This window comes from Pectobacterium carotovorum, assembly GCF_900129615.1.
GTDB classification, from domain to species: Bacteria; Pseudomonadota; Gammaproteobacteria; order Enterobacterales; family Enterobacteriaceae; genus Pectobacterium; species Pectobacterium carotovorum.
Window position 1 is genome coordinate 177,850 of the sequence record NZ_FQWI01000003.1, and the last position, 15,860, is coordinate 193,709.

General features: G+C 54.6%; 8 protein-coding genes and 3 tRNA genes. 6 read left to right on the plus strand and 5 right to left on the minus strand.

Translation table 11 applies throughout. The features are described 5' to 3' along the window. Positions 1–54 precede the first annotated feature (54 nt). From ptrA to recD, 3 genes are read left to right on the plus strand one after another with little or no spacing between them, the layout of a single operon-like run. The gene (gene ptrA / locus BUB06_RS07925) at positions 55–2,991 is read left to right on the plus strand and encodes a pitrilysin (RefSeq protein ID WP_039472224.1); all 2,937 of its coding nucleotides are present in this window, start codon (positions 55–57) and stop codon (positions 2,989–2,991) included. Further along, positions 2,988–6,569: an exodeoxyribonuclease V subunit beta gene (gene recB, locus BUB06_RS07930; protein ID WP_039472225.1), complete on the plus strand. Its 3,582-nt coding sequence runs from the start codon at positions 2,988–2,990 to the stop codon at positions 6,567–6,569. The genes ptrA and recB overlap by 4 nt, the downstream gene beginning before the upstream one ends. After that, positions 6,566–8,425 (plus strand): exodeoxyribonuclease V subunit alpha, encoded by a 1,860-nt coding sequence (gene recD, locus BUB06_RS07935; RefSeq protein WP_039472227.1) that lies wholly within the window; start codon positions 6,566–6,568, stop codon positions 8,423–8,425. The genes recB and recD overlap by 4 nt, the downstream gene beginning before the upstream one ends. 12 nt (positions 8,426–8,437) lie before the next feature. Here the strand turns inward: recD and BUB06_RS07940 are convergent, their stop codons facing one another. After that, positions 8,438–9,460 (minus strand): LacI family DNA-binding transcriptional regulator, encoded by a 1,023-nt coding sequence (locus BUB06_RS07940; protein WP_039472229.1) that lies wholly within the window; start codon positions 9,458–9,460, stop codon positions 8,438–8,440. Between the two features lie 325 nt (positions 9,461–9,785). On the opposite strand from BUB06_RS07940, the gene BUB06_RS07950 reads away from it, so the two are divergent. Then, positions 9,786–10,982: an L-talarate/galactarate dehydratase gene (locus BUB06_RS07950; RefSeq protein WP_039472233.1), complete on the plus strand. Its 1,197-nt coding sequence runs from the start codon at positions 9,786–9,788 to the stop codon at positions 10,980–10,982. 63 nt (positions 10,983–11,045) lie between these two features. Here the strand turns inward: BUB06_RS07950 and argA are convergent, their stop codons facing one another. Then, complete coding sequence (gene argA / locus BUB06_RS07955; protein ID WP_169743505.1) at positions 11,046–12,389, minus strand: amino-acid N-acetyltransferase; 1,344 nt, start codon at positions 12,387–12,389, stop codon at positions 11,046–11,048. A 260-nt stretch (positions 12,390–12,649) separates the two neighbouring features. Here argA and amiC point away from each other — a divergent pair, with 260 nt between their 5' ends. Next, positions 12,650–13,894, plus strand: a complete 1,245-nt coding sequence (gene amiC, locus BUB06_RS07960) for an N-acetylmuramoyl-L-alanine amidase AmiC (protein WP_039472234.1) — start codon at positions 12,650–12,652, stop codon at positions 13,892–13,894. Between the two features lie 162 nt (positions 13,895–14,056). On the opposite strand, the gene BUB06_RS07965 is transcribed toward amiC, so the two are convergent. The 3 genes from BUB06_RS07965 to BUB06_RS07975 form a co-directional block, all read right to left on the minus strand. Further along, positions 14,057–14,133, minus strand: a tRNA-Met gene (locus BUB06_RS07965). Between the two features lie 47 nt (positions 14,134–14,180). Further along, positions 14,181–14,257, minus strand: a tRNA-Met gene (locus BUB06_RS07970). Positions 14,258–14,326: 69 nt separating this feature from the next. Beyond that, positions 14,327–14,403: transfer RNA gene (locus BUB06_RS07975), tRNA-Met, on the minus strand. A gap of 272 nt (positions 14,404–14,675) precedes the next feature. Here BUB06_RS07975 and mltA point away from each other — a divergent pair. Further along, positions 14,676–15,806 (plus strand): murein transglycosylase A, encoded by a 1,131-nt coding sequence (gene mltA, locus BUB06_RS07980; protein ID WP_010309674.1) that lies wholly within the window; start codon positions 14,676–14,678, stop codon positions 15,804–15,806. Positions 15,807–15,860: the final 54 nt, after the last annotated feature.

Below are 15,860 nucleotides of genomic sequence, written 5' to 3' on the forward strand. Positions count from 1 at the left end.
AGAAGATAACGCACTGCAACGTGAAAAGTGATGGATATGAGGTTGGAGAATTGCATGCGTAAACAGTGGGTCTGGATTACCGGGTGGTTTCTTTTATTCACATTCTGGCTTCCGGCGAGTTGGGCTGAGACGGGCTGGCAGCCGCTGGCTCAGACGATTCGAAAAAGCGAAAAAGATCCGCGACAATATCAGGCGATCAAACTGGATAACGGAATGACCGTTCTGCTGGTTTCCGATCCACAGGCACCCAAATCTTTGGCATCACTGGCGCTGCCTATTGGCTCGCTGGACGATCCCAATAATCAACTGGGATTAGCGCATTACCTCGAACACATGGTGCTGATGGGATCGAAACGTTACCCAGAGCCAGAGGCGCTGTCCGAATTTTTGAAAAAGCATGGCGGTAGCCACAATGCCAGCACGGCGTCTTACCGCACGGCGTTTTATCTGGAAGTGGAAAATGATGCGCTGCGACCCGCCGTCGATCGGATGGCGGATGCAATTGCGGAGCCGCTGCTCGACCCGGTGAATGCCGATCGCGAACGTAACGCGGTCAATGCGGAATTAACGATGGCGCGTTCGCGTGACGGTCACCGCATGGCGCAGGTGGGGGCAGAGACGCTGAACCCGGCGCACCCGAGCGCGCGTTTTTCGGGGGGCAACCTTGAAACCCTGAGCGATAAACCCGGCAGTAAACTGCATGATGAGCTGGTGAAGCTCTATCAGAAATACTACTCAGCCAACCTGATGAAAGGGGTGATTTACAGCAATCAACCTCTGCCTGAACTGGCGAAACTGGCGGTCGACACATTCGGGCGCATTCCCAATCACAACGCCAGCGTTCCTGCGGTTACCGTTCCTGTGGCGACGGAAAAGCAGCGCGGCGTAATGATTCACTATGTTCCTGCTCAGCCTAGAAAACAGCTGCGCATTGAGTTTCGCGTCAGCGATATTAGCCAGGCGTTTCGCAGCAAGACGGATACCTACATTAGCTATCTGATCGGCAACCGCAGCCAGAATACGCTCTCTGACTGGTTGCAAAAGGAAGGGCTGGTTGAGTCTATCGGCGCAGGTTCTTCGCCGATCATCGACCGTAACGGTGGCATGTTCGCTATTTCAGCCTCGCTGACCGATAAAGGTCTGGCACAGCGTGATGAAGTGATCGCTGCGATATTCCGTTACCTGCAACAAATCCGCACAGAAGGGATTCAGCAGCGTTATTTTGATGAGATCGCGCATGTTCTGGATCTGGATTTCCGCTATCCGTCCATCAGCCGTGATATGGACTACATCGAATGGTTGGTTGATACCATGCTGCGCGTGCCGGTCGAACATACGCTGGATGCCCAGTATGTTGCCGATCGCTACGATCCGAAGGCTATCGCTGCACGACTGGATGAGATGACGCCGCAGAACGCGCGCGTTTGGGTCATCAGTCCGAATGAGCCACATAATAAAGTGGCCTACTTTGTCGATGCGCCGTACGAGATGAATAAGATCCCGTCAGCAACATTCGCAAAATGGAAAACGCTGGGGCAGAAAATGTCACTGTCGTTGCCGACGATCAATCCCTATATCCCGGATGATTTCTCCCTGATCAAAGCCGATAAGGCGATGACTAAACCGACGCTCCTGCTGAATCAGCCAGGGCTGCGCGTGCTTTATATGCCAAGCCACTACTTCGCTGATGAACCGAAAGCGGAAATCACGCTGTTCCTGCGTAATCAGGAAGCGCGCAGTACCGCCCGTAATCAGGTGCTGTTTGCGTTAAACGATTATCTGGCAGGTCTGGCGCTGGATGAACTCAGCTATCAGGCTTCGATCGGTGGCATCAGTTTCTCCACCCGCAGCAATGATGGTCTGGTGATTAGCGCAAATGGCTATACCCAACATTTGCCACGGTTGCTGCTGACGTTGGCGGATGGCTACGCCTCCTTTACCTCGACGGAAGCACAGCTGGAGCAGGCGAAATCCTGGTACATACAGCAGTTGGATGCGGTAGAGAAATCAAAAGCCTTTGAACAGGCGTTACAGCCGGTTCAGGCGATATCGCAATTGCCTTACTTTGAGCGCGCAGAACGTCGTAACCTGCTGAAGGATATCCGTTTACAGGATGTGGTTAACTACCGCAAAGACTTGCTGCAAAAAGCCACGCCGGAAATGCTGGTTGTCGGCAATCTGGCACCAGAGAAAGTCACCGAGCTGGCGAACACGCTGAAAACGCATCTGAAGGCCAGTGGCGACAATCTGTCGCGCAGCGATGATGTCAAAGTCAGTAAGCCGCAGCTTGCTAATCTGCAACGTCCGGGAAGCAGCACGGATTCTGCGTTAGCGGCGGTGTATGTACCGACGGGTTATTCGGAAACGGAAAGCATGGCGTATAGCTCTGTGCTGGGGCAGATCGTTCAGCCTTGGTTCTATAGCCAACTGAGAACGGAAGAGCAACTGGGTTACGCGGTGTTTGCCTTCCCTACGACGGTTGGTCGACAGATGGGTATCGCCTTCCTGCTGCAAAGCAACAGCAAACAGCCTGCTTATCTGTATCAGCGTTATGAAGATTTTTACCTGAAAGCGCAAAAACGACTGCGTGAGATGAGTGAAGAAGAGTTCACGCAGTATAAGCAGGGCGTGATGAATGAACTGAGCCAGCGCCCGCAAACCTTAGGCGAAGAGGCCAGCCGACTGCGTCGCGATCTGGATCAGGAAAACTTCGCTTTTGATTCGCGCGAGAAACTGCTCGAACAAATCAAACCGCTGACGGTGGCGCAACTGGCAGATTTCTTCCAGAAGGCGCTGAAGCCTGAAGGCCTGGCTATTCTGTCGCAGGTTTCCGGTAGCCATCATGGTAAAGCCGACTATGCCGCACCGAAAGGATGGCATACCTACGCGGATGCGTCTTCATTGCAGAAAACGTTACCGCGTGAGAAAGCGCCCACGATGATCCCTGCGCCAGCAGCATCGGAAGCTGCCGGTAAGGTTTCTGCAGAATGAAAAATGCCGCGCCGCAATCATTAGACGTCATGACGTTGCCGCTCTTGGGGGAGCGGTTGATTGAGGCGTCGGCCGGAACGGGGAAAACCTATACGCTGGCTGCGCTTTACCTGCGCCTGTTGCTAGGGCTGGGCAAGCAAGCCGCGTATCCACGTCCGCTGCTGGTCGAGGAAATTCTGGTTGTGACCTTTACGGAGGCTGCGACCGAAGAACTGCGGGAACGTATTCGTGCCAGAATCCACGCTTTGCGCATCGCCTGCCTGCGTAAAAGCGCACAGGGTGAAGAGGCGGAGAAGCCTAAAGATACTTCGCTAGGGCAACTGCTGGCGGAGATTTCGGACCACCGCGATGCGGCGGATGTCTTGCTGGCGGCCGAACGACAAATGGATGAAGCGGCGATCTACACGATCCACGGCTTCTGCCAGCGTATGCTCAGTACCAATGCGTTTGAATCCGGCGTGCTTTTCGAACAGGTGCTGATAGAAGATGAACAGCCGCTGCGCCGTCAGGCCTGTGCTGATTTCTGGCGTCGTTATTGCTATCCGCTGCCGGTAGAGGTGGCGCGGATTGTCGGTCTGGAGTGGAAAGGGCCGGAAAACCTGCTGGCCGATCTGGCTCCTTATCTACACGGTGAAGCGCCTGCGTTCCGCTTGCCGCCACAAGAAGATGAAACGCTGGTGAGTCGACATGAGAATATCGTGGCGACGATCGACGCATACAAACAACGCTGGCTGGCGTCAGCAGCGGATCTGGAAGCGTTGATTAGCGCTTCTGGTGTCGATAAACGCAGCTACAGCAGTAAGCATCTTCCCAACTGGCTACAGAAAGTTACGCTGTGGGCAGAGCAGCCGACGCTGGATTATCAACTGCCGAAAGATCTGGTGAGATTTACCCAGCAAACGCTAATCGAGAAAACGAAGAAAGGCGAGCCGCCTGTTCATTCCCTTTTTGAGGAGACTGAACGGCTGCTTGAAGCGCCGCTGTCGCTGCATGATTTAGTCATTGTCCGCGCGCTGTCAGCGATCCGGGATTCAGTGCGTGAGGAAAAACGGCAGCGTGCAGAACTGGGATTTGACGATCTGCTGAGCCGTCTGGATGTTGCGTTGCAACAGCCGGGTGGGGAACAGCTTGCCAGCGCCATTCGCGAACGCTATCCGGTGGCGATGATCGATGAGTTTCAGGATACCGACCCCCAACAGTACCGTATTTTCCGAACGCTGTACGTCGGGCAGGCGCAGTGTGGGCTGCTGTTGATCGGTGACCCTAAGCAGGCTATTTATGCATTTCGCGGTGCGGATATTTTTACCTATATGCACGCACGCGGAGAAGTGGTCGCACACTATACGCTGGGCACGAACTGGCGCTCGTCGCACCAGATGGTACGCGGCGTTAACCGCTTGTTTGAACGTCTGGAAAATCCTTTTATTTTCCAAAACATCCCTTTTCTGCCAGTCCAGCCGGCTGAATCTAAGCGCGGTTTGGTGTTTGAGGTCGCGGGGCAGCCGCAGCCTGCGCTGCAATTCTGGCTAACGGGTTCGGAACCGATTGGCGTAGGAGATTATCAGCAGCGGATGGCGCGCCAGTGTGCGGCGCAGATTCGTGACTGGCTGGCGGCCAGCCAGCGAAGCGAAGCCTGGCTGATCACCGACGATTCTCGCCGTTTGGTCAGAGCATCTGACATGAGCGTGCTGGTGCGTAGCCGACGTGAAGCCTCGCTAATTCGTGATGCGCTGAGCCGTTTGTCCATTCCCTCTGTGTATCTATCCAATCGAGACAGCGTATTCAGTACGCCGGAAGCCAGCGATATGTTGTGGCTGTTGCAGGCGGTACTGGCACCCGAGCAAGAGCGCACGTTACGCAGCGCCATGGCGACGGCCCTGATGGGACTGGATGCCGAACAGGTTGATGCCTTAGGGCAAAGCGAAGCCGCATGGGATACGCTGGTGGATGAATTTGCGGGCTACCGTGTTTTGTGGCGCCAGCGTGGCGTGCTGCCGATGCTGCGGGCGTTGATGAGTCAACATCAGCTGGCGGAGAACCTGTTGGCGAGTGCGGAGGGCGAACGCCGGATTACCGATATTCTGCATATCGGTGAATTATTGCAGGATGCCTCGGCAACGCTTGATAGCGAACATGCGCTGGTGCGCTGGCTATCACAGCAGATTGTCCAACCTAATCCGCAGGCAGAGAATCAGCAGTTACGTCTGGAAAGCGATCGTCACTTGGTGCAGATCGTGACGATCCACAAATCGAAAGGGCTGGAATACCCGCTGGTGTGGCTGCCTTTCATCAGTAACTTCCGCGTGCAGGATCAGGGCGTTTATCACGACCGCGAGAGCTATCAGGCCGTGTTGGATCTGCAAAATAATGAAGAAAGTCAGACGCTGGCGGAAGAAGAGCGGTTGGCGGAAGATTTACGTTTGCTGTATGTCGCGCTGACCCGTTCTATCTACCACTGTAGCGTGGGCGTCGCGCCGGTTCAGCGGTCGCGTAAGAAAGACGGCAGCAGCGATATGCACCAGAGCGCGCTGGGCTATTTACTCCAACGGGGTAAAGAAGCCGAGGCTGCCACGTTAGTCAGCGAGCTGGAAGGCATGGTTGGCGACGGTGTCGCATTAACACCGTTACAGGCAACGGAAGAACAGCGCTGGCAGCCGGATAGACCGGAGCTGGCCGAGCTGCGGGCTCGCCACATTGAACGCCAACTGCGCGACGGCTGGCGAGTAACCAGCTATTCGGGGCTTCAGCAACATGGTTCTGCAAGCGCACAGGATCTGGTGCCGCGTCTGGATATCGAAGCGATAGGCGAGCGTCAGGAAGCGGATGAAACCCAACTGACACCGCATACGTTTCCACGTGGCGCGAGTCCGGGAACGTTTTTGCATAGCCTGTTTGAAACGCTGGATTTCACTCAGCCCGTTGAGGATGACTGGCTGGCCGAGCAGTTGCAGCTACAGGGATTTGAAGCGCACTGGCATCCAGTATTGAAGACGTGGATGGATACGCTGTTGCATACGTCGCTTAACGAGCAAGGGATTATGCTGTCAGCGCTGGATAACGCCGATAAGCAGGCCGAATTACAGTTCTATATACCGATTGATGCACCAATACAGGCGGCGCAACTCGATCGGTTGGCAAAGCATCACGATCCGCTATCCGCGCGCTGTCCGGCGCTCTCTTTTCAGCAGGTTAAAGGCATGCTGAAAGGGTTTATCGATCTGGTGTTCCGCTGGGAAGGGCGCTATTACCTGTTGGACTATAAGTCCAACTGGCTTGGCCCTGATGCCAGCGCGTACACCCAAACGACCATGATGCAGTCGATGGCCGAACACCGCTACGACTTGCAATACCAGCTCTACACGCTGGCTTTGCACCGCTATCTACGTCATCGCATTGCGGATTATGACTATGAGCGCCATTTTGGCGGGGTGTTTTATCTGTTTTTACGCGGCGTTGAAGCGTCGCATCCCGGCAATGGCATCTTTGCTTGTCGTCCCTCTGCTGAATTTGTTTTTGGGCTGGATGCGCTCTTTAAGGGAAAGACGCCTGACGATGCTGATACAGGAATTCCCTCATGATTGCGTTACTTGAAACAGCACTGGCGCGGCGGTTGCTGCGCCCGCTGGATGTTCAGTTCGCCAGAATGCTGGCGGATGAGACGCAGCCCGATCTGCTGTTGGCTGCCGCCTGCCTGAGTGCGCACTCGGGGGCGGGGCATGTGTGTTTACCGCTGGAGAACTTGCAGGCGCAGACGCTGTTTGACGGCCGTGAGCCTGAATTGGCGCAACAGTTGCTTGCGGGGACAGGACTAAACACGGTTGCCGCATGGCAGCAGCGCTTACTGGCGTCCGATGCTGTCAGCGACGGCAGCCAGCCGACGCCGCTGGTGTTGCAAGGAGAAAAGCTGTATTTACAGCGCAGCTGGCAGAGTGAAGGCCGCGTGGCGCGGTTTATCGCCAGCGAGCGCGATACGATCCCCGTTGATGAACCTGCAATTCGGGCGGTTTTGGATCGGTTGTTTCCTGACACGGACGAAGAGATTAACTGGCAGAAGGTGGCCGCGGCTGTCGCGTTGACGCGCCGCATTGCGGTTATTTCTGGCGGGCCGGGAACGGGGAAAACCACGACGGTGGCTAAGTTGTTAGCGGCGCTGATTGAGCTGAATACGGGAGACGCGTTACGTATTCAACTGGCTGCGCCGACCGGGAAAGCGGCTGCGCGGCTCACGGAGTCGCTGGGGCAGGCCCTGCACCGTCTGGCGGTGGATCCTCGGTTGCGGGAAGCGTTTCCGCACGAAGCGACAACGCTGCATCGCCTTTTGGGGGCGGTGACGGACAGCCAGCGCCTGCGTCACCATCAGGACAACCCGCTGCATTTGGATGTGCTGATTGTGGATGAGGCGTCGATGGTCGATCTGCCGATGATGGCGAATGTGATTGCCGCGCTTCCGCCACACGCCAGAATTATCTTTCTGGGCGACCGCGATCAACTGGCGTCCGTCGAGGCGGGGGCGGTGTTAGGTGACATCTGTCGTTTTGCCGAAGCTGGCTATAGCCGTGCGCGGGCGCAGCAACTGCAACGCCTGACGTGCTGTACGCTGGATGACAGCGGCCCTGAAGGGCAGTCGACGGTCGGTGACAGTATTTGTCTGTTACGCCGGAGCTACCGTTTCGATCCGCATTCTGGTATTGGACAACTGGCGCTGGCGGTTAACGGCGGTGATGATGCTCGCGTGCGTGCCGTGCTGAACGGTGAGTTTGCCGACATCACGTGTAGCCCGTTAACCGAGGCTGAAGAGTATCAGGCCATGCTGGCACAGTGTGTCGAAGGGTATCGTGATTATCTACAGCTTGTTGCGGCGGGCGCAACGCCGGATGCCGTGCTGCTTGCTTTCCAGCGTTATCGCCAACTGTGCGCGTTGCGTGAAGGGCCGTTTGGCGTAGCAGGGCTTAATCAGCGCATCGAGCAGGCTTTGCATCAGGCAGGACTGATTCAGCGCAGCCGTAATCCGCTTAACCGCTGGTATCCCGGCCGACCGGTCATGATTGAACGTAACGATGCCGCATTGGGTCTGTTCAATGGTGATATCGGCATTGCCATGATAGGGGAAAGCGGGGAGCTGCGCGTATTTTTCCCCTTGCCGAATGGCGAAACCAAAGACGTTACGCCAAGCCGTCTGCCGCCGCATGACACAGCCTATGCGATGACGGTGCATAAATCGCAGGGATCGGAGTTCGATCATACGGCGCTGGTGCTGCCGAACCACTATTTACCGGTGTTGACGCGGGAACTGGTGTATACCGCTATCACGCGTGCGCGCCAGCGTTTGTCGCTCTATACCGATGTCCGCATTCTCTGCCGGGCGGTGAAAACGCCAACGCAGCGCTATAGCGGCTTGGAAGAGAGAATTAGTGCACTAATGATGCGTCCTTGATGAGGGATAACGTCAGGCGGACTCACGCTCAATCAGCGAAAAACCGATATCCATGATGGGGGAGGGCACGCTTTTCCCCTCAATCTTTTCTGCCAGCATGGCCGCTGCGTCGGTGCCGATCTTCCAGCGATCGATCCTGATCGTCGTAATCGTTGGTGTGCTGTGGGCGGCGAAATCGAGATCGCCAAATCCCATCACGGCCAGTTGCTTCGGCACCGCTAATCCTCTGGCGGCAGCTTCAATCATCACACCTTGCGCCAGCGTATCGGAACTGCAAATGATGGCATCAAAAACGTCGCCATCGGCGAGAAGTTCGATCAGCCCTTGCCGCCCTAACGCCAGCGTCGCAGGCCACGGGGCGAGGGCTTCACGCACGTAATGTCCCGGCTGTTTTTGTATGACGTCGTAAATGCCTTTCTTGCGCAGCCCGGCACGTGCGTCTTCGGTCCAGACCAGGCCAAAGCGCAAATGTCCTTTACCCAGCAAATAGTGTCCGATGGCGTTCCCGATGCTTTCATGGGAAAAACCGACCAGCATATCGAGCGGCGTCGGGGTGAGATCCCAGATTTCGACGACGGGGATCGTGGCGTTGAGCAGGAGACGTTTGAGTTCGGGCGTATGGTGGATACCGGTGAGGACGATACCGTCTGGGCGACGAGAAAGCAGGGTGGTGACAATCTCTGCCTCGGATTTATTGGTATAGCCAGCGACGCACAGCAGCATGTGGTAACCGCGTGCGGCTAGCTCATCGCTGATCGCCTGAACGGTATCAACGAACATATTGTTATTGATTTGCGGCACAACGACGGCAATCAGCTTGCTGCGTCGGGAGGCGAGCCCGCCTGCTAACATATTGGGGATATAGCCCGTGGCGCGGACCGCTTCCATCACCTTATTCACGGTTTCCGCACGAACAATCTTCGGATTGTTCAACGCGCGGCTGACGGTCATGGGCGAAATGCCTGCGGCACGCGCGACATCTTCAAGCGTGGGAGCGCGCGGCGGCATGCTGCTGGCGTTTTTATCGCGTTTCAATCACGGGTTCCCTTCTGAGGCTGCGCGCACATTTACATGTCGCTGGATTATCGTTGATGGCACATCGGTTTACCAGTCGCCTGTGTTTCTACAACCTGCCGAATTGTCTCGTTTTTTCCGGCTGGTCCCAGAGCTGGTTAGGCTGCATTTCCGCTGTATCCTCTTACTTTTTGTGGTGATTGCGCAATCATTAATTCTGTCTCTCGATGAACGATTTTATCGTGTTAATGATTATTGTGTGATCTGTGTTGCATGTTTTTTCTTCATTTATCGCTATCTTCCTTCTGTTTATGAATGTTAGCGCAATCATTTTACGAGGTGAGACATGAGCATTAGTGCAAATTCAGCGGCGGTTAGCTATGCAAAAGTCACGAACGTCAGAACGGCTGCCGAGTCGGGCGATCGAATTGAATGGGTAAAACTCTCTCTGGCGTTTTTGCCGCTGGCAACGCCGGTTAGCGATGCGAAAGTACTGACCGGAAGGCAGAAGCCGCTGACTGAAGTCGCCATTATTTTTGCGGAAATCCGCAGTCGTGATGGGTTTGAAGGAGTGGGATTCAGCTACTCCAAGCGGGCGGGTGGACAGGGCATTTATGCCCATGCGAAAGAGATTGCCGATAACCTGCTGGGCGAAGATCCGAACGATATCGATAAGATCTATACCAAGCTGTTGTGGGCTGGCGCGTCGGTTGGCCGCAGTGGAATGGCGGTGCAGGCGATTTCTCCGCTCGATATTGCACTGTGGGATATGAAAGCCAAGCGTGCAGGTCTGCCCCTGTCTAAGCTGCTGGGCTCACACCGTGATTCCGTACAGTGCTACAACACCTCCGGCGGCTTCCTGCATACGCCATTGGATCAGGTATTAAAAAATGTTGTGATCTCCCGTGAAAGTGGTATCGGCGGGATCAAACTGAAAGTCGGGCAGCCGAATACGGCAGAGGATATCCGTCGTCTCACGGCAGTACGCGAAGCGCTGGGAGATGATTTCCCGCTGATGGTGGATGCCAATCAGCAGTGGGATCGCGAAACGGCGATTCGGATGGGCAGAAAGATGGAAGCCTTTAACCTGATCTGGATTGAAGAACCGCTGGACGCCTACGATGTGGAAGGTCACGCGGCGCTGACGGCCGCACTGGATACGCCGATTGCCACTGGCGAGATGCTGACCAGTTTCCGCGAACATGAACAGCTGATACTCGGGAACGCCAGTGATTTTGTCCAGCCGGATGCACCGCGCGTGGGCGGGATTTCGCCTTTCCTGAAAATTATGGACTTGGCCGCAAAGCACGGTCGTAAACTGGCACCGCATTTTGCGATGGAAGTGCATTTGCATCTGGCTGCGGCCTATCCGATTGAGCCCTGGCTGGAACACTTCGAGTGGCTGAATCCGTTGTTCAACGAGCAGCTAGAGCTGCGCGATGGGCGCATGTGGGTATCCGATCGTCTGGGGCTAGGATTTACGCTGAGCGAACAGGCAAGGAAGTGGACAACATTAAGTTGTGAGTTTGGCAAGCAGCCATAAGCGGATGAAAGATCGTGGCCGACTTTACGGTCGGCCACGAGAAGCGTTATTGAGTGGAATAACTCAGAGGTCTAGCACCAGAATCTTCGAGCGACGCTGGTAGTTGTACAGCGCCTGCTTTTTCTTCGGCAGCATTTCCACTTCGGCGGGTAAAAAGCCGCGTTCCTGGAACCAGTGGATGCTGTGCGTCGTCAGTACAAACAGCTTTTGCAGACCTTGTTGACGTGCCTGAGCGGCAACGCGCAGTAACAGCATATCGCCGCGTGATGAGCTGCGGTAATCCGGGTGAACTGCGACGCAGGCCATTTCACCAATGCTCTCTTCCGGGAACGGATAAAGCGCAGCGCAGGCGATAGTCAGGTTATCGCGTACCACGACAGTGAATTTGTCGATCTCCATTTCCAACTGCTCGCGCGAGCGTCTGACCAGAATGCCTTGCTCTTCCAGCGGGCGAATTAGCTCCAGAATACCGCCAATGTCATTGATGGTCGCACGACGAACCTGCTCGGCGCTTTCCATCACGATCTGCGTACCGATGCCGTCACGTGAGAACAGTTCCTGCAACAGCGCGCCGTCGTCCTGATAGCTGATCAGATGGCTACGGCGCACGCCGCTACGGCAGGCCTTGACCGCGCCGCGCAGGAATCGGACTGTACCCGAATGGTAATCGCCAGCCTGTTCCAGTGCATCAATACGCTGCTGTGCATCATCAGGGAACAGCTCGGAAATGATGTTGCCTTCTTCATTGGTCACGCCCTGTGAGGAGCAGAAGCCGATCATCTTCTCCGCTTTCAGCTTAATGGCGAGCTGGGTCGCGACCTCTTCCGAGGTTAAATTGAAACTTTCACCCGTGACTGACACGGCAACCGGACCGAGCAGCACAATCGCACCGCTATTCAGCTGGCGGTGAACGGCTTCTTCATCAATTCGGCGGATACGGCCGCTGTGGCAGTAGTCCACACCGTCATCAACGCCAAGCGGCTGCGCGATAATAAAGTTACCGCTGACGACATTAATGTGGGCACCTTGCAGCGGTGTGTTGTTCAGGCTCATCGACAGCCGAGCGGTGATGTCCAACTGCAGCATTCCCGCCGCCTGCTTGACCAGCTCCAGCGTGGCGCTGTCGGTGATGCGGGTGTTTTTATGGTAGTGAGGCTCGTAGTGATGCGTTGTCAGGTTGGCGTCGATCTGGGGACGAGCGCCATAAACCACCACCAGCTTGATCCCCAGACTGTGTAACAGCCCGATATCATTTACGATGCTAGAGAAGTTGGCATGTTCAATGGCTTCGCCACCTAACATGATGACAAACGTTTTGCCACGGTGGGCATTGATATAGGGAACTGAATGGCGGAAGCCCTGAACCAGTTCTGTACTCCGTTCCTTCACTGCGAGCCCTCTTTGCATTTTTATTCGTAATTTCTGTATTTTTATTCTTTATGACGTAAAAGGCAAGAGGAAGTATTAACCATAAAAGAGAGGGTTAATGCTTCAAATTTATGATATCCGCCTGTTATAAGGGCTGCACATGATTTTTGCATGACAGCGTGGAACAGATTCGTTAAAGTTTTTGACAATTTTTACCTTTATTCATTTTTTAATGACCTATCCAGTGCATTGGCAACACAACAGCGCAGGATAGCGCACAGCAATCAGATCGGAGTGGCATGTCTCATTCGAATCATCATTTGACTCGACGGCGTCTATTACAAACCGCAGCAGCAACCTGGCTGTTAAGCGTAAGTGGTGTAGGGATAGCTGCGATGACACAGGTCGTTGCCGTGCGCGTCTGGCCGTCCTCCGCCTATACCCGCGTCACGCTGGAATCCAATCACCCGCTGAAATATAAACAGTTTAGTCTGAGTAATCCTGAACGCATCGTGGTGGATATCGAAAATGTTCATCTGAACAGCGTGCTGAAGGAGATAGCCAGCCAGTTTACGTCAGATAACGATCCGCTGATTAAAGAAGCGCGTATCGGACAGTTTGATAAAACTACGGTGCGCTTGGTGTTGGAACTCAAGCAGCAGGCGACGACCAAGGTCTTTACGCTGGGGCCAGTGGCCGAATTCAAGCATCGGCTGGTGCTAGATTTGTATCCTGCCGCAGGGCGCTACGACAACGAAGACGATCCGCTGCTGGCGCTGCTGGAGGATTACAACAAAGGCGATCTGGAACGTACGCTGCCAGCAGAAGCGCCGAAAGCCGGGAAGGCTGGGCGGGATCGTCCGCTGATTATCATGCTCGACCCTGGTCACGGCGGTGAAGATCCCGGTGCGATTGGCAAGAATAAAACGCGCGAGAAAGATATCGTGCTGCAAATCGCCCGCCGTTTGCGCAAGCTGATCGATAATGAATCCAACATGAAAGCGTATATGACGCGCAATGAAGATGTATTCATTCCGCTGCGCGTGCGGGTGGCGAAAGCGCGCAAGCAGCGTGCCGATCTGTTCATTTCGATTCATGCGGATGCGTTTACCAATCGATCGGCAAGAGGGTCGTCGGTTTTTGCGCTGTCGAAGAAAGGGGCAACCAGTACCGCTGCCAGATTTCTGGCAGAGACCCAGAACGAATCGGATTTGATCGGTGGCGTGAGCATGAGCGGCGATCGCTATCTGGATCACACCATGTTCGATCTGGTGCAGACCGTGACCATCAGCGACAGCCTGAAGTTTGGTAAAGAGATCCTGACCCGGCTGGGTAGGGTGAATCGTCTGCATAAAAACAGCGTCGATCAGGCCGGATTTGCGGTACTGAAAGCGCCGGATATTCCGTCTGTTCTGGTTGAGACGGCATTTATCAGCAACCTGGAAGAAGAGCGTAAGCTGCGCACCAGCCATTTCCAGCAGCAAATTGCGGAATCCATTTTTGCAGGAATTAAAGCCTACTTTGCCAGTCAGGCAGAACGGTAGTTGATGTAGCACGATGACCGCGTCTTGCTGGCGCGGTTCAGAGGGAATAAATAGGTCTGGGGCGTGGTGTAGGAACGGCATGGAAAATAGATGACGCAGAAAACAAAAAAGCACCCGTTAAGGTGCTTTGTCGCTTGGTTCTTAATTAGACATAGTCTTAGTTGGTTGCGGGGGCCGGATTTGAACCGACGACCTTCGGGTTATGAGCCCGACGAGCTACCAGGCTGCTCCACCCCGCGTCCGTATGACTTATCTTTACTTCTCTTGATGGACGACTCACATCAATTGGTTGCGGGGGCCGGATTCGAACCGACGACCTTCGGGTTATGAGCCCGACGAGCTACCAGGCTGCTCCACCCCGCGTCCGCACTAACTTTTACTCTTGACTCTCTTTACTGCTTTTACTTCTCTTGATGGACGACTCACATCAATTGGTTGCGGGGGCCGGATTTGAACCGACGACCTTCGGGTTATGAGCCCGACGAGCTACCAGGCTGCTCCACCCCGCGTCCGTGGATGCGCACTATACTCTCCATGAGCATTGATGCAACCTATTTCTATAAAAAGCGCGGCATTGGGTTGTCAGGTGATTGATTTACCACCTGATAGGTTGTTTTGTGACCGTAATATGGCGATAAGCAGAATCCCCTGACTTTTGTTGCGCCGTGCGCCGAACGGAACACACTTGATCCGTGGATTTATATGCTGTCCCATTCCTTTCTCGATAGCCGTTTGTTATCGTTCGACGGTAAATTTTTTGATGTAAAAAGCGAGCGCAAAGATGAAGGGACGGTGGGGAAAATACGTGCTGACCGCAGTGGTCATTGCCATTCTGGCGGGGTGCCAATCCAGGCCAACCGATCGCGGGCAGCAATATAAAGATGGTCACCTCAACCAGCCTCTGGAATTGGTGAATGAACCTAATGCCAAAGGAAAACCGGTCAACGCACGGGATTTTATGACTCAGGTTTCTGAAATCCGGTCGGCGTCACCTAATCTGTATTCGCGCAATAATACGACCTTTCAGGCGATTGAAAACTGGATGATGTCAGGTGCGGATACCCGCGAGCTGAGCAAGTTTGGTCTGAACGCCTGGCAGATGGAAGGCGTCGATAACTTTGGTAACGTGCAGTTCACCGGTTATTACACGCCGGTATTGCAGGCGCGCCACACTCGTCAGGGTGAATTCCGCCATCCTTTATATGCCATGCCGTCAAAGGGCAAAAATAACCGCCGACTGCCAGATCGTGCCGGCATTTATTCAGGTGCGCTGGATGAGCGACTGGTTCTCGCCTGGACCAATTCACTAGTCGATAACTTCATGATGGAAGTGCAGGGCAGCGCCTATATTGATTTTGGCGATGGACGCCCGCTGACGTTCTTTGGTTACGCTGGCAAAAACGGCCATGCCTACCGCAGTATTGGTAAGGTGCTGATCGATCGTGGTGAAGTTGCGCGTGAAGATATGTCGATGCAGGCGATCCGCAAATGGGCGGAGCAGCATTCCGAATATGAAGTGCGTGAACTGTTTGAGCAGAATCCTTCCTTTGTGTTCTTTAAGCCAATGATGTCTGCGCCCGTCAAAGGGGCTAGCGCCGTGCCGCTGGTGGCGAAAGCCTCTGTTGCTTCTGACCGTTCGCTGATCCCGGCAGGTACGGCTCTGTTAATGGAAGTGCCGCTGCTGGATAACGTAGGTAAATTCACTGGCAAGTATGAAATGCGCCTGATGATTGCGCTGGATGTCGGCGGGGCGATTAAAGGCCAGCACTTCGATATGTATCAGGGCATTGGGCCGGATGCGGGTCACTCGGCTGGCTTCTATAACCACTATGGCCGGGTCTGGGTTTTGAGGAACGCGCAAAGCAGCCCGACGAATGCTTCAGGATCGCTGTTAGTCAACAATCCACAGTAGTCATCTCTTTCGTTTGAAATCTCAGAAGTGGTGTAAAGATGAGCCACTTCTGAG

Bases quoted from the DNA above. Each gene is read 5' to 3' on its own strand.
- recD (WP_039472227.1), top strand. From the start codon at position 6,566: ATGATTGCGTTACTTGAAACAGCACTGGCGCGGCGGTTGCTGCGCCCG.
- amiC (WP_039472234.1), top strand. From the start codon at position 12,650: ATGTCTCATTCGAATCATCATTTGACTCGACGGCGTCTATTACAAACC.
- ptrA (WP_039472224.1), top strand. From the start codon at position 55: ATGCGTAAACAGTGGGTCTGGATTACCGGGTGGTTTCTTTTATTCACA.
- recB (WP_039472225.1), top strand. From the start codon at position 2,988: ATGAAAAATGCCGCGCCGCAATCATTAGACGTCATGACGTTGCCGCTC.
- BUB06_RS07950 (WP_039472233.1), top strand. From the start codon at position 9,786: ATGAGCATTAGTGCAAATTCAGCGGCGGTTAGCTATGCAAAAGTCACG.
- argA (WP_169743505.1), bottom strand. From the start codon at position 12,389: ATGCAAAGAGGGCTCGCAGTGAAGGAACGGAGTACAGAACTGGTTCAG.
- mltA (WP_010309674.1), top strand. From the start codon at position 14,676: ATGAAGGGACGGTGGGGAAAATACGTGCTGACCGCAGTGGTCATTGCC.